This window comes from Actinoplanes sp. NPDC048791, from assembly GCF_040650095.1.
Classification (GTDB): domain Bacteria; phylum Actinomycetota; class Actinomycetes; order Mycobacteriales; family Micromonosporaceae; genus Actinoplanes.
This window is the reverse complement of record NZ_JBEZGQ010000062.1, coordinates 1-17,509: the sequence shown is the minus strand read 5'-3', so window position 1 is coordinate 17,509 and position 17,509 is coordinate 1. Positions and strand designations below refer to the sequence as shown.

Genomic DNA, 17,509 nt, shown 5'->3' with positions numbered 1-17,509 from the left:
GCCGTACCCGCACGGGCTGCGCGCCCAGGGCCCGCACCGCCGCCACGGCGGCGTCGTCGTTGACGCCGGCCGTGACGGCGGTCCCCCCGGAGGAGACCCACGTGCCCGCGTACCGGGTCCCCAGCGTCTTGCGCAGCACCTCCTCGATCCGGCCGGCCCGCTGGTCGGTGGCCAGGTGCTCGGTGACCTGGGCCGGGGTGAGCCGCAGGTCGCGTTGCAGTGCGGTGAACATCGCCGGCGCGACGCCGGACGGCGTCACGTCCGGTCCGGCGCCGCTGGTACCGGCGTCCGCGGGAACGGTGACAGCGAGCGCCGCGGCGACGGCGGCGCTCAGCAGGGCCGTCAGGACGGCGGCCGGTCGTCGGTTCATGGGGATCTCCTTCGGGGAACGCTCACCGAAATGAAACCTTGCAGTTAACTGCCGTTACATAGGTTGTGGCGAACCATAGGGGCGACGTACCGCCCGGGTCAATAGCCATTGGTCGATGGCGTTGCGGCCCGGCCGGATCCGCCTCGCCGGCGCCGTCGCGGCACCCCGAAAAACACAACGACCCACTCTGAGCAGGTCTTTCGAGAATTCGAGCACCTCGGTGCGACCGCATTCGACGCGGTCATACCGGCTCCCACCCGCCCGAACCGCACACCCTCGGGACCGCTCGGGAACGGCCCGGCGATGGACTTCACAACCCGGGGATGGTGACTTTCGCGCCGTCGGCCACGGCCGGAAACTTACTGTTGACAAAGTTAACTGTTAATCGTTCTCATGGATGCCGGTGGATGACGTGATCCCCGAAATCCGAAGGAGCACGATGAACCTCACGAGAAGATCGGCTGCGTTCGCGGCGGCCGCGCTGCTGGGCCCGCTGGCGTCGGTCGTGATGTCGGCCGCCCCGGCCAGCGCGCACGGCTGGGTGACCGATCCGCCCAGCCGGCAGGACCAGTGCGCCACCGGCGCGGTGGCCAACTGCGGCGGCGTGCAGTACGAGCCGCAGAGCGTCGAGGCCCCCAAGGGTGCCCGCACCTGCAGCGGCGGCAGCGGATACACCGCCCTGGACAACGACGGGGCCGGCTGGCGCGTGACCACCATCGGCAGCACCGCGTCGTTCACGTGGCGCAACACCGCCGCCCACCGCACCCTCAACTGGCAGTACTACGTCGACGGCCAGCTGCACCAGACGATCAGCGGCAATGCCTCGCAGCCGCCGTCCACCGTGTCACACACACTGACGAACCTGCCGGCCGGCCGGCACAAGGTCCTCAGCGTCTGGAACATCTACGACACGGTGAACGCCTTCTACTCCTGCATCGACGTGAACGTCGGGGGCAGCACGCCGCCGACCACACCCACCACACCCACCACGCCGCCGACCGGGCCCACGACGCCACCGCCCGCCGGCACCTGCACCACGGCGTGGAGCGCGTCGGCGGTCTACACCAGTGGCGCCGCCGTGTCGCACAGCGGGCACAACTGGAGCGCGCGCTGGTGGACGCAGGGCGAGGAACCGGGCGTCGCGGGCCAGTGGGGTGTCTGGCAGGACAAGGGCGCCTGCTGACCGGTCCACCGAAAGGCGGCCGCCGGCCCGGTACGAGTTCGGCCCGGCGGCCGCCGCGGGCAGCGACGCTCCGCGCGAAGGGAAGACCATGACCGTGCGCCACCAGCTCACCCTCATCGGCACGGCGGTGGTGCTCGCCGCAGCCGGCTGTTCCGCGGGACCGTCCGATGTCGGCAACGGCAGACGGTCGGCACCGCGACCGGCGACGGCTTCGCCCAGCACCACCATGCACCAGCACCATCACGAGGCCGGCCAGGCGGATCCGGCTCGTTCCGGTGAGCCCGGCGGCAGGCTCGTCGTGCATGCCGACGAGCAGCTGCGGACGACGTTCGGCATCCTCGTCGAGAAGTTCGAGGCCGCCTATCCCGGAACCGACGTGCTCGTCGAGTTCGGCCCGAGCGCCCGGCACGCCCGGCACATCGTCGACGGAGCACCGGCCGACGTCCTGGTCTCCGGCGACCCGGCCGCCACCGCACGAGTCGTCGACGCCGGAGCCGGTGGCAGACCCTCGGTGATCGCCCGCAACCCGCTCGTCATCGCGGTGGCGCGACAGGCCGGCCCGGTGAACAGCGTCGCGGACCTGAGCCGTACCGGTGTCCGGGTCGCGGTCTGCGCCGCACGGACCCGGTGTGGCGACGCGGCCCGGTCTCTGCTCGCAGTGCGCCCGGCCGTGGCCGTGGCCGACGGACGTGCCGCGGTGGCCGCCGTGCAGAGCGGCAGGGCCGACGCGGCCCTGGTGTACCGCACCGACATCGCCGCGGCCGAGGCGGACCTGCGCGCCATCGACTTTCCCGCGGCCGTCCGGCACGCCGACCAGTACACCGTCGTACGGCTCGGCAAGGGCGACAACCGCACCGCCGCGGACGCCTTCGTGGCCTTCACACACTCGGCGCTGGCCCAGCGTGTGCTGTCCGACGAGGGCTTCTCCCCGGCGTGACCAAACGGGTACGACAGATCGGAGTTCACATGAGAATCGGCATGCGTCGCGCCCTGTGCGCAGGCGCCGTGATGATGGTCGGAGGCGCAGCCACGATGCTGTCCGTCTCCACCGCCTCGGCCGCGGTTCCCTGCGCCTCGCAGTGGAGTGCCGCCGCGGTGTACACAGGCGGGCAGACCGCCTCGTACCAGGGGCACAACTATTCCGCGAAGTGGTGGACCCAGGGCGAGAATCCGGCGTCCAGCGGGCAATGGGGTGTCTGGGCGGACAAGGGCGAATGCGGCGGTGGCACCGAGCCCTCCACCCCGCCGAGCACACCTTCCACCCCACCGACCTCGCCGTCGACCCCGCCCACTCCCCCGCCGACCGGCGACAAGTGGGTGGTCGGCTACTTCGCCGAGTGGGGCGTCTACGGCCGCAACTATCACGTCAAGAACATCGACACCTCCGGCTCGGCGGCCAAGGTCTCGCACATCCTGTACGCGTTCGGCAACACCACCGGCGGCCGCTGCTCCATCGGCGACTCGTACGCCGACTACGAGAAGGCCTACACCGCGGACCAGTCCGTCGACGGCGTCGCCGACACCTGGGACCAGCCCCTGCGCGGCTCGTTCAACCAGCTCCGCAAACTCAAGAAGAAGTACCCCCATCTCAAGGTGATCTACTCGATGGGCGGCTGGACCTGGTCCGGCGGATTCACCCAGGCCGCCCAGAACCCCGCGGCGTTCGCCGAGTCCTGCTACAACATGGTCGAGGACCCGCGGTGGGCCGACGTCTTCGACGGCATCGACATCGACTGGGAATACCCGAACGCCTGCGGCCTGACCTGTGACACCAGCGGCCCGGACGCCCTCAACAAGGTGATCACCGCACTGCGGTCGAAGTTCGGCCCGAGCAACCTGATCACCGCCGCGATCACCGCGGACGGCAGCAACGGCGGCAAGATCGACGCGGCCGACTACGCCACCGCCGCGCAGAAGCTGGACAAGATCTTCCCGATGACCTACGACTACTTCGGCGCCTGGGCCGCACAGGGCCCGACCGCCCCGCACTCGCCGCTGACCTCCTACCCCGGCGTACCGCAGGAGGGCTTCTGGTCGGACGCGGCGATCCAGAAGCTGAAGAGCAAGGGCATCCCCGCCTCGAAGATCCTGCTCGGCATCGGCCTCTACGGCCGCGGCTGGACCGGTGTCACCCAGAGCACACCCGGGGGTACGGCCACCGGCGCGGCCCCGGGCACGTACGAGGCGGGCATCGAGGACTACAAGGTCCTCAAGAACACCTGCCCCAGCACGGGAACCGTGGCCGGCACCGCGTACGCCAAGTGCGGCAGCAACTGGTGGAGCTACGACACCCCAGCCACGATCGCCGGCAAGATGACCTACGCCGAACAGCAGGGTCTCGGCGGCGCGTTCTTCTGGGAGTTCTCCGGCGACACCAGCAACGGTGAGCTCGTCACCGCCATCAGCGGCAACCTGTAACCAGCGCTGATGCGGACGGGGAGCCGGACCTACCGGCTCCCCGTCCGTCCGCGCGGACGGCGTGAGACCCATGGATGAAATACCGCCCCGGCATGACGAGGATGTGCCGTTCGCCGTCGGCTCGATCGCACGGATCGGCCTGATGTTCCGAGCGTTGTCGCCTTTCTACGAGCTCGTCCACATCACCGGGGGTGCCGGTGCGCAGGTGGTGAACCGGGACGAGCAGGAGCTGCACCCGCCCCAGATGTGTGTCAGCACGCCGGGGCAGACCGGACACTGGCGCCAGGTGCCGCGGCTGCCGGGACACGTCGTCATCTTCACCGACGACTTCCTGCTCACCCACCCGGGCGACCGCGACGCACTCCATCGCCTCGCCCGGACGCCCGGGCGTCAGCTGTCCCCCGAGGAGTCCGGGCGGATCCAGCACCTCATCGCCGAGATGGAACGAGAGCATCGTCAGCGCGAGCCCGGCTTCCGCGGCGTCCTCCAGGCCTACCTGCATGTCCTGATCGTCGAGACGGGCAGAGCACATCGGCCGCGGCTGGACGCTCGCGCCACTGCGCCGGCCGACACGCTGGCGCAGCGATTCCAGGAACTGCTCGCCGACCCGGAACTACTCGGAGCCGGCGTGCCGGCCTACGCGACGCGGCTCGGCGTGTCCACCAGCTACCTCAACGACAAGGTGCACCAGGCCATGGGGGCGACCCCCGGCCACATCATCCGGCAGGCACGCGCGTCGCAGGCCAAGCGGCTGCTTGCCGACACCGCCCTCCCGGTGGCCCAGGTCGCCGTACGGCTCGGCTTCGCCGACGCTGCGTACTTCTGCCGCTTCTTCCGCCGCGAGGCCGGGGACACCCCGGGCGGCTTCCGCCGGCGGGCACGTGCGCAAGACCGCAGCAGCAGCTGATGGCCGGCCGAGCCTGATGCGACCTGATCCCCGCCGCGGTCAGCTCGCCACCGGGTCCAGCCAGCGGTTGTACCGCAGGCGCAGGGCGCGCTCGGTGCTGCCCACCACAGCGCTGATCGTGAGCGCGATGGTCAGCCATCCCGGCGCCTCGACGGGTGACTCGAAGACTCCGAACCGGTCGGCCAGCGGCGGGAACCGGGAGATCGCCTCCAGGGTCTGCGGAACGACGAAGAACAGCGGGACGGCGACCATGATGACGGCAAGCGTGCCGATCCAGCGGCTGAGGGCGGGGTGCTCGCGGTCGAGACGCGCGCGGCGTCCCTCGGCGGAGCGGGGTTCCGGCACGAGTTGCTGCTCGATCCCGTCGGTGGTGACGAAGTGGCATCGCCGGATACCGAACGACGACGTCTCCACCTCGATCTCGCCACCTTCGATCGGGAAGACGGCGGGGAGCCTCGCTCGAGCGTGGAGCCGTCCGTCGCGGTACAGGTAAGCCTCGGTGTCGCCGTTCTCATTGCTCTTCAGGTGGTTGACGTCGACGGCATAGACCACCGGCCGGCCGGTACCGGCGTCCACGGGCAGGTAGAACAGAGATCGAGTCAGCAGATGCCACCAGCGGAATCGCTTCAGTGCGCGCCCGTCCCCGGGTCTGATGCGCTGGATGGCTCGGCGCCTTCGCCATTCGTCGAACATCTCCGCAGTGAAGCCTGTGTTCCAGGAACACAGTCAATTCCGGCTTTGACTGTGTGCCGAGGACATGGTGTCGCATGGATCGGACCGCAAAGGACGATTGATGGAGGCTGGACATGAGTCGACGGCGTAGCGCTGCCTTGGTGGCAGCGCTCGGTCTGGTCGGTACGCTGATCACGGTGATGCCGGCGCGGGCCGAGAATCCTGCGGCGGCGCAACTGAAGTGGGCCGCCTGCCCCGCGGATGTGAACGCGAAAACGGCACCACTGACGGCCCAGTGCGCGACCGTGCCCGTTCCCCTCGACTACAGCGAACCCGACGGCGCGCAGATCTCTTTGCTGGTGTCGCGGATCGCGAGCACCAGGCCGGAGAAGCGGCGCGGCATCCTGATGTTCAACCCGGGCGGGCCGGGCGGCTCCGGGCTGGACCAGCCGGCGTTCCTGGCCAAGAAGGGCCTGCCGGCGACCGTCATGGACACCTACGACCTGATCGGCATGGACACCCGCGGCGTCGGGCACTCGACGCCGATGAGCTGCGGCTTGACCGAGGAGATCGGCTACTGGGCCAATGTGCCGCCGTACGCGGCGGACGACGCGGCCGTGACCGCGCAGGCGAAGATCGCCGAAGCGGTCGCGCAGACATGCGCTGCGAACGACCCCGGCGGACGGCTGCAGCACCTCACGACGGCGAACATGGCCCGCGACCTGGACCGGATCCGCGCCGCCCTCGGCGAGCCGAGGGCCAGTTTCTACGGCGCGTCCTACGGTTCGGCGCTGGGCGCGGCCTACGTGTCGCTGTTCCCGGACACCACCGACCGTACGGTGGTCGACAGCAACCTCGCCGACACCCACCTCGACCGGGACGGCCTGCGCCGGTTCGCCCGCGGTGTCGAGGAGACGTTCCCGGACTTCGCGCAATGGGCGGCGGCGCGGCACGCCTCCTACGGCCTGGGCCGTACGCCCGCGCAGGTGCGCAAGACCTACTTCGCCATCGCCGAGCGGCTCGACAAGGCCCCGGCCGCCGACGGGACCACCGGCGCCATCTTCCGGTTCCTCACCTTCGCCCACCTCTACGGCGACGTCCAGTACGGCGCTCTGGCCCAGACCTGGCAGTCGCTGCTGAACCCGGGCGCCAAGCGGGTGACCTCCGCGCTCCCGGCCGCCCAGGCGGCGCCCCCGGTCGACAACGCGCTGACCGTGTTCCTGGCGGTCACCTGCAACGACGTGAACTGGCCCGAGGACCTGGCGACCTACCGGCGCGGCGTCGCGCAGGACCGCAAGCGGTACCCCATGTTCGGCGCGGCGACCGCCAACATCACCCCGTGCGCCTACTGGAAGCACGAGCCCTCCGAGCCACCCGTCAAGGTCGACAACTCCGGGCCGGCCGATGTGCTGATGCTCCAGAACCGGCGCGACCCGGTCACTCCGGCGGTCAACGCCGAGCTGTTGCGCCGGAAGTTCGGTCAGCGGGCCAGGCTGGTGACCGCCGACGACAGCGGGCACGGCGTCTACGTCCTGGGCGGCAACGCCTGCGCGCTGAACCTGACCACCGCCTACCTGGTCGACGGAAAGCTGCCGGCCCGGGACGTCGCCTGCCGATCCTGACCGCGTCGCCGGTGTACCGGGGTACCAAGGGAAGCGCGCAAGTGTCGACCGCGGTACCACGGTCCCGGCGTTCCGCGTACCTAGCGTTGTGAGCATGATTCAAGTACGCGAAGTAACCAAGCGGTACGGTGCGAAGACAGTCGTGGACCAGCTGTCGTTCACCGCGCAGCCGGGACAGGTCACGGGCTTCCTCGGGCCCAACGGCGCCGGCAAGTCGACCACCATGCGGATGATCGTCGCTCTCGACGCGCCGACCGCGGGCGACGTGCTGATCAACGGCCGGCCGTACGCGTCGTCGAAAGCCCCCTTGCGCGAGATCGGCGTGCTGCTGGAGGCCAAGGCCATGCACCCCGGTCGCACCGCGGTCAGCCACCTTCTCGCCCTGGCCCGCACGCACGGCATCTCCCGCTCGCGCGTCGACGAGGTGCTCGACCTGGCCGGCCTCTCGGCCGTCGCCCACAAGCGGGTCGGCGCCTTCTCCCTCGGCATGGGTCAGCGGCTCGGCATCGCCGCCGCACTGCTCGGCGACCCGGCCGTGGTGATGCTCGACGAGCCGGTCAACGGACTCGACCCCGACGGTGTCCTCTGGGTGCGCAACCTGCTCACCGGCCTGGCGGCCGAAGGCCGCACCGTGATGCTGTCCTCGCACCTGATGAGCGAGGTCTCGCTGATCGCGGACCACCTGGTCATCATCGGCCGGGGCAGACTGCTGGCCGACACCACCGTGGCCGACCTCGTGACCGCCGAAGGCGTCCGGGTCGTCACCGCGGCCCCGGACGCGCTGCGCACGGTGCTCGCCGGCCCGGGCATCACCGTCACGTCGACCGGCGCCGAGGAACTGTTCGTCGCCGGCACCACCGCCCGCGCGATCGGACTGGCCGCAGCCACCCGCGGCATCCCGTTGTTCGAGCTGACCCCGCAGAACGCCTCACTCGAAGAGGCGTTCATGAACCTGACCCACAACGCTGTCGAATACGAGGCCACCCGATGAAGATCACCCCCGGTGGCGTCGTCGCCGCCGAATGGACCAAGTTCTCGTCCCTGCGCTCGACCTGGATCACCACCGGCATCTCGGTCGTGCTCCTGATCGCGTTCGGCGTGATCGCCTCGGCGTCCTTCTCCGGCGACAGCCTGTCGGCTGTCGATCTGGCCCTGTCCGGCAGCACCCTGGCCGGCCTCGCCGTCGGGGTGCTCGGCGCGCTGCTGGGGGCCGGCGAATACACCACCGGGATGATCCGGGCGACCCTGGCCGCGGTGCCGCACCGGCTGCCGGTGCTGTGGTCGAAGAGTCTGGTGGCCGGGGCCGCCGCACTGGTCACGATGACTGCCGGCGCCTTCGCCGCTTTCGCGCTGGGCTCGGCCGTACTCAACGACGGGATCGGCCGGGCCGGCCTCGGCGACGACGGCGTGCTGCGCGCTCTGCTCGGCGCCGGCTGCTATCTGGGCCTGGTCGCGGTGCTCGGCGTCGCGCTCGGCATGCTCGTCCGTTCCAGCGCCGGCGCCATCGCCATCCTGGCCGGCCTCCTGCTGATCGTGCCCGGTCTGGCCGCACTGCTGCCGGACCCGGTCTCCGAGACGATCACCCCTTACCTGCCCAGCAACGCCGGCAGCGCGGTCATGGCGCTGACCCAGGGGGAGAACACGCTGGCGCCGTGGACCGGTCTCGCGGTCTTCGCGGGCTACGTCGTGGTGGCCCTCACCGCCGCGGCGCTCCGGCTCAAGAAGACCGACGCGTGAGGGGACAATCGGCTGATGAGCGCGCAAGGATGGCTGGTGGACCGGCAGGGACGGCTGCGGACTTTCCATCGCCGCCGGCCGTGGGTCATGGACACCTTCGTGGCCGTCCCGATCGTGCTCTTCAGCATCCCGAACCTGATCGAGAAGCCGCTCCCGGCCACGATCGCGACCCTGCTGCTGCTGCCGCCGCTGTACTGGCGGCGCCGGTACCCCTTCCCGGCGTTCCTGGTCACCGCGGCCACCGACCTGATCGAGGGATGGCTGGACGCCAGCGTCGGCGCCGGGGTGATCCTGCTGGTGATGCTCTTCGGGGTCGCCTCCCGGGGGGCGTGGCGGTCGCTCGCCTGGGCCACCGGGATCACCGTCGCGCTCCTGACCGCCGAGATCTATCTGTTCGGACCGGCGGTGGAGAACAGCGCCCTCACGTCGGTGCTGGCGCTCGGCATGTCGGTGGCCGCGGTCGCGTCCGGCGTCGCGGTGCGCACCCGCCGGGCATACCTGGTCGCGCTGGAGGACCGGGCCGCGCGGCTGGAGGTCGAGCGTGACCAGCGGGCCCGCCTCGCCGTCGCCGACGAGCGGGCCCGGGTGGCCCGCGAGATGCACGACATCGTCGGCCACCACGTGTCGGTGATCATCGGCCTGGCCGACGGCGGAGTCACGCTCGCGAGATCGCGCGACGAACAGACCGCCGAACCACTGCGGCTGATCGGGGAGACCGGCCGGCAGGCGCTCGGCGAGCTGCGGCGGGTGCTGGGGGTGCTGCGCGGCGAGGACGCGGATGCGCAGCTGAGCCCGCAGCCCGGCATCGACGACCTCGACCGGCTGCTGCCCAGCGTGCGGGCGGCGGGGCTGCCGGTCACCTACTCCACCGCGGGCGAGCTGCGCACCCTCGGCCGGGGTGTGCAGCTCGCGGTCTATCGCATCGTGCAGGAAGCGCTCACCAACACCCTCAAACACGCGGGGCGCGGTGCGACCGCGGACGTCACGCTGGCTGCCGGCGATGGAGAGGTACGCGTACGCGTACGTGATGACGGCCGTGGCGGACCCGCCGCCCCGAGCCACGGCCTGCTCGGCATGCGCGAACGCGCGGCCATGTACGGCGGGGTGGTGAACGCCGGCCCGGCCGAGCGGGGCTGGCTCGTCGATGTCGTCCTCAAGGAGCCCGCATGACCACCGTGCTGATCGCCGACGACCAGCCGTTGCAGCGCATGGGCTTCAAGATGCTGCTCGACGGCACCCCCGGCATGGCCGTGGTCGGCGAGGCCGCCACCGGCACCGAGGCGGTGCGGATGGTCGAGCAGACCCGCCCCGATGTGGTGCTGATGGACGTGCGCATGCCCGGTGTGGACGGCATAGAGGCCACCCGCCGGATCACCGCGGCCGGATCACGCACCCACGTGCTGATCCTGACCACCTTCGACCTCGACGAGTACGTCTACGCCGGACTGCGGGCCGGGGCCAGCGGCTTCCTGCTCAAGGACGCCCGTCCCGAAGAGCTCATCGCCGGCATCCGAGCCGTCGCGAGCGGGGAGTCGGTGGTGGCGCCCAGTCTGACCCGCAAGCTCATGACCGCGTATCTGCAGGATGCGGCGCCGGTCAAGCAGGACCGCCGGCTGGCCACGCTGAGCGAGCGGGAGCGCGAAGTCCTCGAGGCGATCGGCCAGGGTGCCACGAACACCGAGATCGCCGAACGCTTCGTCCTGACCGAGTCAACCGTGAAGAAGCACGTCGGACGCGTACTGGCCAAGATCGGAGCGCGCGACCGGATCCAGGCGGTGATCTTCGCGTACGACAACGGCCTGGTCCAGCCACGCGCCACAGACCCACCGGCACCCTTGACCGCACGAGGAGACGACCGTGGCCTGGAGCACCCGTGAACTTGCCGAGCTCACCGGCACGACCGTGAACACCATCAGGCACTACCACCGGCTCGGCCTGCTCGAGGAGCCCGAGCGCCGGCACAACGGCTACAAACAGTACGGAAATCGGGAACTCGAACGGCTGCTGAGCATCCGGCGGCTCGTCGAGCTGGGCGTGCCACTCGCCCGGATCGGCGAAGCCGGCACGGACGGAACCGTTGCCCCGGAAACACTGCGGCAGGTCGACGCCGGACTCGCGGCCGACATCGAACGCCTGGCCCGAGCCCGCTCCGACATCGCCGCCCTCCTGCACGACGGCGCCGTTGCCCCGCGGCAGATGTGAGCCTGCTGACTGCTGCCTTGACTGTGTTCCGAGGACACGGTCTGCACTGGTGCAGGCCCGGAGCACAGACGACCACGCAGTGGAGGTAGGACCGACATGGGGCACGCGCAGATGACATCCGGCGCACCGTCGCGACCCGTCATCGAAGTGGACCGGTTGAATGTCTCGTACGGCGATTTCCACGCCGTCCAGGACCTGACGTTCCGGGTCGAGCAAGGCGAGCTGTACGCACTGCTGGGCACCAACGGGGCGGGCAAGACCTCGGCTCTGGAGGTCATCGAGGGGCATCGGAGGGCGTCGTCGGGCTCCGTACAGGTCTTCGGCCAGAGTCCGGCGGACCGGCGGGCGGTACGGCCCCGGATGGGAATCATGCTGCAGGAGAGCGGGTTCTCCGCCGACCTCACCGTCGCGGAGTCCGTACGGCTGATCGGCCGGCTGTCCGGCCGTTCCGATTCGGTCGACCGCGTCCTGGGCCTCGTCGACCTCACACGTAAGGCCGCGACCAGGGTCGGGCAGCTGTCCGGCGGCGAGAAGAGGCGACTCGACTTCGCCACCGCCGTGTACGGGCGGCCGGAGCTGATCGTCCTGGACGAGCCCACCACAGGGCTGGACATCCAGTCCCGCGATGCCCTGTGGGAGGCCGTGGAGGACCTGCGCGGCAACGGTTCGACCGTCATCCTGACGACGCACTACCTCGAAGAGGCGCAGCAGCACGCCGACCGCATCGGGCTCATGCACCGGGGCACTCTCCGCAGCCAGGGAACGGTGCCCGAGCTGACCCGGACGCTGCCGGCAGCGATCCAGTTCTCGCTCTCCCCCGGCGCTCCCGTGCCGCCTCTAGGCGCCGCCCAGCCCGCGGGTCCGGCGTACCAGATCGAGACGTTCGAACTGCAAGCGGATCTCAAGCGGCTGCTCGACTGGGCGGAGCTGCACGACGTCGACCTGCACGGCCTGTCCGCCGCGCCGACCCGGCTGGACGACGTCTTCCGCGCCATCGAGACCGACCCGGTCCCCACCCCGACACGCTGAAGGCCACGACATGCTCCCCATCGCGTACAGCGAATTCGCCCAGATCTTCCGCAACCGCGCCGTGCTGATCTCCAACCTCGTCATGCCGTTGGCGGCCGGCGCCTTCTTCATCTACCGCCGCGACACGTTCGCTCAGATCGGCAGCCTGGGTTACATCGCCGCTGTCCTGGTCTTCACCATCGGCGCGTTCAGCCTCTACACCACGGCGGTGACCACCCTGTCCGCGCGCCGGCAGGACCTGTTCCTCAAGCGGCTGCGCTCCACCGCCGCCGGCGACGCGGCGATCCTGTCCGGCCTGACCCTGCCGGTCGCCTTCACCGCCCTGGTCCAGGTAGTGGCCATCCTCGGGGTCTTCGCCGCGGTGAGCGGCCGCCCGGCCGACCTCGTGCTGCTGGCCGTGGCCATCCTGGCGACCTTCGTCATGATGCTGGCTCTGGCGCTGGCCACCGCCGGCCTGACCGGCTCACCCGAGCAGGCGCAGGTCACCACCCTGCCGATCAGCCTGGTGACCATCGCCGTGGCCAGCTGGGTCGGCATCACCGGCACAGAGAGCCTCACCCTGCTCAAGCGGCTGCTGCCCGGCGGGTCGGCCACCGAACTGATCGTGAACACCTGGAACGGCGGCGTGCCGCCGGCGGACTCGCTGCCGCTGCTGGCGCCGACGCTCGGCTGGGTCGTCGTGGCGATCGTGCTCGCTCTGCGGCTGTTCCGGTGGGAACCCCGCCGGTGACCGCCTCAGCACCTACCGTGCCGATCGGATCTCATGTGTTAGCGTCGCCCTGAGGACTGATCGAAGGGGCCGGACGTGGCCTGGAGCACCCGGGAACTTGCCGATCTCGCCGGCACCACGGTGAACACCATCCGGCACTACCACCGCCTCGGTCTGCTCGAAGAGCCGGACCGCCGGTACAACGGCTACAAGCAGTACGGCGTACCGCATCTCGTCTGCCTGTTGCGTATCCGGCGCCTCGTGGAGCTCGGGGTCCCCCTGTCCGAGATCGGCGTGGCCAGGACCAACGGTGACGTGCCCCCGGAGGTGTTGCGCCAGGTCGACGCGCAACTCGCCGGCGAGATCGAGCGCCTGAACAAGGCCCGCGCCGACATCGCCGTGATCCTCCGCGACGGAGCGCCGGCCGATGCCCCGGCGGGCTTCGAGTCGGTCGCGCCCCGCCTGTCCGAAGCCGACACCTCGCTCATCCACGTCTACACCCGGCTGTACGACGAGGACGCCATGAAGGACCTGCAGCGCATGACGGAGAACGACAGCGATCCCGTCAGCGCGGAGGTGGACGCCCTGCCCCCGGACGCGGACGAGGCCACCCGGCAGGACGTCGCCGAACGGCTCGCACCGGTCATCGCCCAGAACCTCACCGACTACCCGTGGCTCAACGATCCGGGCGCGCACCTCATCAAGAGCGAGAACGTCACCATGCAGACGTTCGTCGACTCCGTGGTCGCGCTCTACCACCCGGCCCAGATCGACGTGCTCACAAGGGCCAGCCTGCTCGCGCAGCAGCGACTGCGGGCCGCGTCCGAGGCCGGCGACGACACCGAACCCGAGTGACTCCCGGTCCGGCCGCCCCCGTCAGCCGCTCAAGCGCCGGCTGAGGGCGGCGACCGCGGCACGCCCGGCCCGGTTGGCGCCGACGGTGGACTGCGAAGGGCCGAAACCGATGAGGTGTACGCGGGGTTCGCCGGCGACCTGGGTGCCGGCCAGCCGGATCCCACCCTGCTCGTTGCGCAGGTTCAGTGGGTCCAGGTGGGCCAGCGCAGCCTTGAAACCGGTGGCCCAGAGGATGGCGTTCACCGAGGTGAAGGAGCCGTCGGCCTCGCGTACCCCGAAGGGTTCGATCTCGGTGAACATCGGGCGGCGCTCCAGCGCCCCACGCTCCTTGGCCGCCAGCGCGTAGGGCGTCCAGAGCAGGCCGGTGTAGGAGACGACACTCCCGGTCGGCCGGCCCGCCTCGACGTCGGCGATCACCTGGCCGATCACCTCGCGGCCGGTCACCTCCGGCTCGAACGCGCCATCGCGGAAAACCGGCTCCCGGCGCGTGTACCAGAACGTCGTCGCCACCCGCGATATCTCCTCCAGCTGCTGGACCGCCGAGATCCCACCGCCGACGACCGCCACCCGCAGCCCCGCGAAGCGATCCGCCGACACGTAGTCGTGGGTGTGCACCTGAAGGCCGGCGAAGGTCTCCTGGCCCGGATAGTGCGGGCGGACCGGGTTCGTCCAGGTGCCGGTCGCGTTGATGATCGCGCGGACCCGCCAGACACCGGTGCTGGTCTCGACGATCAGGTCGCCGTCCGGGTCGGCGTCCGCCCGGCGTACGGCGGTGACCCGGACCGGCCGCTCGATGGACAGCCCGGCGGCCCGCTCGAAGTCGGCGAAGTAGCGTGGCACGGCGGTGCGGCTCGGCTCGTCGGGCTCAAGCGGCGGCCTCGGGAAGCCGGGCAGGTCGAAGATGCCGTTGACGGTGGCCATCCGCAGCGACTCCCAGCGGTGCTGCCAGGCGCCACCCGGCCGCTCCTCGGCGTCGAACACGACGAAGTCGATGCCGCGCCGTCGCAGGTGATAGGCCGCCGACAGGCCGGACTGACCGCCCCCGATGACCGCCACGGTCGTGATCATGGAGCAAGCGTACGACCGGATCCGCCGGACCTCGGATGGTGCGTCGTCGAACGTGCGCTGCTTACGGACGAATGAGAATGACCGTCTTGCCCTTGGCCCGCCCGGTCGGATTGAGGGCGGCGACGGCGTCGTCGAGGGTGGCGACGGTGCCGATGTTCGTCCGCAGCCGCCCGTCGCGGACGCGCTGGACGACCTCATTCAAGTGGGCCCGGTCGGCCTCGACGACGAAGTCGACGGCCAACCCGTCGGCAGGCCGCGCCTCGGCGGGCCCGACGATGGACACCAGCGTTCCGCCCGGCCGGATCAGACGCGCGGATCGCTGCTGGACGTCTCCGCCGATGACGTCGAAGACCAGGTCGACACCGCCGGCGTCCTCCAGCGCGTCGTTGTCGAGGTCGACGAACTCCTGCGCGCCGAACTCGAGGGCCTTCTGCCGGTCGGCCGCGCGTCCGGTGCCGATGACGTACGCGCCGAACTCACGGGCGAGTTGCGTCACCATCGTCCCGACCGCGCCGGCCGCGCCGTGCACGAGCACGCTCTGCCCGGCCTGGAGGCGGCCGTGCTGGAACAGTCCCTGCCACGCCGTCAGACCCGAGATCGGCAGGCTCGCGCCCACCGTGAAGTCGACGTCGCCAGGTAGCGGCGCGAGGTTGCGGGCCTCGACGGCCACATACTCCGCGAGGGTGCCGTCGCGGTGCCAGTCCGCGAGACCGAACACCCGCTGCCCCACCGACAGCCCCGTCGTGCCATAACCGAGGGCGCTGACCACTCCGGCCAGCTCATGCCCGGGGATCGACGGTGTCCGGTCCCGGTCACGGCGATCGGTCCAGGTCGAAGGCCACGCCATCTCGGTCGGGACGAACCCCGACGCATGAACCTCGACAATGACGTCGTTGATCGCGGCCGGCGGCTCCGGTCGCTCCCCGAGCCTCATCCCGGCCGTTCCGGCGGTTTGGTCCGTCACCACGATCGCCTTCATGGGGATCGCCTCCTCTGCTATCTGTCTCGTTGGTGGTGTCCGCCCGGCACGCGTTTCTCGCCCCGGGGCTCGGGTAGCCTGGCGGCCGTGGTCGACGCGCCGGTCAACAGCGAGGGCGTCCGGCTGACCGCGCGCGGCGCGGCCACCCGGGAACGCATCGTGCTGGCGGCCGCCGAGCTGATGGCGGCCAAGGGTGTCGCTGCCACCACCCTGGACGAGGTCAGGATCGCCAGCGGCACCAGCAAATCCCAGCTTTACCACCACTTCGCGGCCAAGGACGCACTGGTCCGCGAGGTCGTCGCGTATCAGGCCGGGGTGGTGCTGGAGCGTCAGTACCAATTGCTGCGCGGCGTCAGCTCGTTCGCCGGTCTGCGCCGGTGGCGCGACGCCGTGCTGCAACGCAACGCGCTGCGCAGCGGCGCACACGGATGTGAGATCGGCACCCTCGCGGCCGAGCTGTCCGACACCGACGAGGCCGCCCGGCAGGCGCTGGCCGGCCACTTCGCCACCTGGGAACAGTTGCTGGCAGACGGTTTCCGGCGCATGCGTGACAACGGCACCCTGCGCGCCGACGCCGACCCGGCGACGCTGTCGGTAGCGGTGATGGCCGCCGTTCAGGGCGGCTATCTGCTGGCTCAGGCAGCCCATGACGCCGAGCCCATGCGGGTGGCGCTGGACATGGCCCTGGCCCACGTCGAGACCTTCGCGACAACCACAACAGGACTATAGAGTCCAATACTGTCGGGCGTCCAGCCGAGCCATGGTTGAGGACGTGGACCGCGAAGTGCCGCACGCATGCTGATCAGGAGCGTCATCCCCCGCTTGCGGCAGTCCTGCTCTGATACAGATTGGACTTTAGAGTCCATGTATCAGGAGCTCACGACCGCGCAACTGGCACGATCACATCTTCGGAAAGGACGTCCACTACCAGGCCAAGCTGAAGTACCAGATGAACCAGTAGGAACGAGGTCATCATGGCCCTGACCGTCCAGGCCAAGCTGCGGTCCGCGTTCAGACCGGAGGCGACCGTGCTGATCGAGGTGCGGGCCGAGGATCCGGCCGGCCGCCTCGACGGCGTGCTGCGACGGTTCGGCGACTCCCTGGACGGCCGGAAGTTCGCGTCGGATCCGATTCCGGTGCCGGGCGGCAGGATCATGATGATCGACCTCGGTACGGGTCCGGAGCTACTCACCATCGGCTTGGACTGGCTGCGGTCCGACCAGCCTGGACCCGCCGTGCTCAACGGCGTCGTCAGCTCCGCCGAGGTGCCGCTGACCTGGGACACGGCCGAGCCGGTCAGCTCGGCGGTACTGTCGGCCGGCACCGGTGCGTGCCTGGTGGCGACGGACTTCCGTACCCAGGTGTCCGCGATCGCCGTCGAGCCCGGCCCCCAGGGGTGGCCGGCGGACGGATCGTTGACCGCGTATTCGGCGGACGGGCGTGTCGCTGAGCGGATGCGCGCACAACGCGCCCTGGTGCTGGCCCACGCGGACCACCTGGTGTGGGCTGGAGTGACCGTCGAACCGGACGCCGCCTGGCTGTGGCTGCCACAGTTCCAGGACCGGCCGGCCGACGGCGAGGAGCGGGCGCCGTACGCCGGCTACACCCGGTTCCTCACCGACCGATTCGCCGGGGACGCCATGTGGTTCCAAGCGCTGTCAGCCGGTCACCTGCAACGCCTCGGCGGCCCACCACCCGGTTCCGCGCCGCTGCCCGGCGGCCGGGTCGCGGTGACCGTGGGCGACCCGGAGCAGTGGC

The 17,509-nt window shown here is 70.5% G+C and carries 18 protein-coding genes and 1 pseudogene; 15 read left to right on the top strand and 4 right to left on the bottom strand.

The features are described from left to right. Positions 1–370: pseudogene (locus tag AB0C29_RS07705) on the bottom strand (S1 family peptidase); the annotation flags it as partial. Positions 371–809: 439 nt separating this feature from the next. On the opposite strand from AB0C29_RS07705, the gene AB0C29_RS07700 reads away from it, so the two are divergent. From AB0C29_RS07700 to AB0C29_RS07685, 4 genes are all read left to right on the top strand, one after another. Beyond that, a complete protein-coding gene (locus AB0C29_RS07700; protein ID WP_360816692.1) occupies positions 810–1,553 on the top strand; it encodes a lytic polysaccharide monooxygenase in 744 nt (247 codons plus the stop codon). Between the two features lie 88 nt (positions 1,554–1,641). Beyond that, complete coding sequence (gene modA, locus AB0C29_RS07695; protein ID WP_360816689.1) at positions 1,642–2,490, top strand: molybdate ABC transporter substrate-binding protein; 849 nt, start codon at positions 1,642–1,644, stop codon at positions 2,488–2,490. 29 nt (positions 2,491–2,519) lie between these two features. Beyond that, the gene (locus tag AB0C29_RS07690; protein WP_360816686.1) at positions 2,520–3,971 is read left to right on the top strand and encodes a glycosyl hydrolase family 18 protein; all 1,452 of its coding nucleotides are present in this window, start codon (positions 2,520–2,522) and stop codon (positions 3,969–3,971) included. A 70-nt stretch (positions 3,972–4,041) separates the two neighbouring features. Then, positions 4,042–4,878, top strand: a complete 837-nt coding sequence (locus tag AB0C29_RS07685) for a helix-turn-helix transcriptional regulator (protein ID WP_360816683.1) — start codon at positions 4,042–4,044, stop codon at positions 4,876–4,878. A 39-nt stretch (positions 4,879–4,917) separates the two neighbouring features. On the opposite strand, the gene AB0C29_RS07680 is transcribed toward AB0C29_RS07685, so the two are convergent. Further along, positions 4,918–5,454: a hypothetical protein gene (locus AB0C29_RS07680; RefSeq protein ID WP_360816680.1), complete on the bottom strand. Its 537-nt coding sequence runs from the start codon at positions 5,452–5,454 to the stop codon at positions 4,918–4,920. A 230-nt stretch (positions 5,455–5,684) separates the two neighbouring features. On the opposite strand from AB0C29_RS07680, the gene AB0C29_RS07675 reads away from it, so the two are divergent. From AB0C29_RS07675 to AB0C29_RS07635, 9 genes are all read left to right on the top strand, one after another. Then, entirely contained in the window at positions 5,685–7,172 is a 1,488-nt protein-coding gene (locus AB0C29_RS07675; protein WP_360816677.1) for an alpha/beta hydrolase, read from the top strand. Positions 7,173–7,266: 94 nt separating this feature from the next. Then, positions 7,267–8,163 carry an ABC transporter ATP-binding protein gene (locus AB0C29_RS07670; protein ID WP_360816674.1) on the top strand — a complete coding sequence of 299 codons (897 nt, stop codon included), beginning with the start codon at positions 7,267–7,269 and terminating at the stop codon, positions 8,161–8,163. After that, positions 8,160–8,909, top strand: coding sequence for an ABC transporter permease (locus AB0C29_RS07665; protein ID WP_360816671.1), 750 nt, complete (start codon positions 8,160–8,162; stop codon positions 8,907–8,909). The genes AB0C29_RS07670 and AB0C29_RS07665 overlap by 4 nt, the downstream gene beginning before the upstream one ends. Before the next feature lie 15 nt (positions 8,910–8,924). Continuing rightward, the gene (locus AB0C29_RS07660; protein ID WP_360816668.1) at positions 8,925–10,079 is read left to right on the top strand and encodes a histidine kinase; all 1,155 of its coding nucleotides are present in this window, start codon (positions 8,925–8,927) and stop codon (positions 10,077–10,079) included. Further along, entirely contained in the window at positions 10,076–10,786 is a 711-nt protein-coding gene (locus AB0C29_RS07655; RefSeq protein WP_360816664.1) for a response regulator transcription factor, read from the top strand. The genes AB0C29_RS07660 and AB0C29_RS07655 overlap by 4 nt, the downstream gene beginning before the upstream one ends. After that, positions 10,767–11,111 carry a MerR family transcriptional regulator gene (locus AB0C29_RS07650; protein ID WP_360816661.1) on the top strand — a complete coding sequence of 115 codons (345 nt, stop codon included), beginning with the start codon at positions 10,767–10,769 and terminating at the stop codon, positions 11,109–11,111. The genes AB0C29_RS07655 and AB0C29_RS07650 overlap by 20 nt, the downstream gene beginning before the upstream one ends. 96 nt (positions 11,112–11,207) lie before the next feature. Then, complete coding sequence (locus AB0C29_RS07645; RefSeq protein WP_360816658.1) at positions 11,208–12,140, top strand: ABC transporter ATP-binding protein; 933 nt, start codon at positions 11,208–11,210, stop codon at positions 12,138–12,140. Positions 12,141–12,150: 10 nt separating this feature from the next. Continuing rightward, positions 12,151–12,870: an ABC transporter permease gene (locus AB0C29_RS07640; RefSeq protein WP_360816655.1), complete on the top strand. Its 720-nt coding sequence runs from the start codon at positions 12,151–12,153 to the stop codon at positions 12,868–12,870. A 75-nt stretch (positions 12,871–12,945) separates the two neighbouring features. Continuing rightward, entirely contained in the window at positions 12,946–13,704 is a 759-nt protein-coding gene (locus AB0C29_RS07635) for a MerR family transcriptional regulator (RefSeq protein WP_360816652.1), read from the top strand. 21 nt (positions 13,705–13,725) lie between these two features. On the opposite strand, the gene AB0C29_RS07630 is transcribed toward AB0C29_RS07635, so the two are convergent. Further along, a complete protein-coding gene (locus AB0C29_RS07630; protein WP_360816649.1) occupies positions 13,726–14,772 on the bottom strand; it encodes an NAD(P)/FAD-dependent oxidoreductase in 1,047 nt (348 codons plus the stop codon). Between the two features lie 61 nt (positions 14,773–14,833). Then, positions 14,834–15,751, bottom strand: a complete 918-nt coding sequence (locus tag AB0C29_RS07625) for an NADP-dependent oxidoreductase (RefSeq protein ID WP_360816646.1) — start codon at positions 15,749–15,751, stop codon at positions 14,834–14,836. An 87-nt stretch (positions 15,752–15,838) separates the two neighbouring features. Between AB0C29_RS07625 and AB0C29_RS07620 the strand changes: the two genes are divergently transcribed. Next, the gene (locus AB0C29_RS07620) at positions 15,839–16,480 is read left to right on the top strand and encodes a TetR family transcriptional regulator C-terminal domain-containing protein (protein WP_360816643.1); all 642 of its coding nucleotides are present in this window, start codon (positions 15,839–15,841) and stop codon (positions 16,478–16,480) included. A 245-nt stretch (positions 16,481–16,725) separates the two neighbouring features. After that, on the top strand, positions 16,726–17,509 hold a 784-nt coding region (locus AB0C29_RS07615; RefSeq protein ID WP_360816640.1), incomplete at its 3' end, for a hypothetical protein.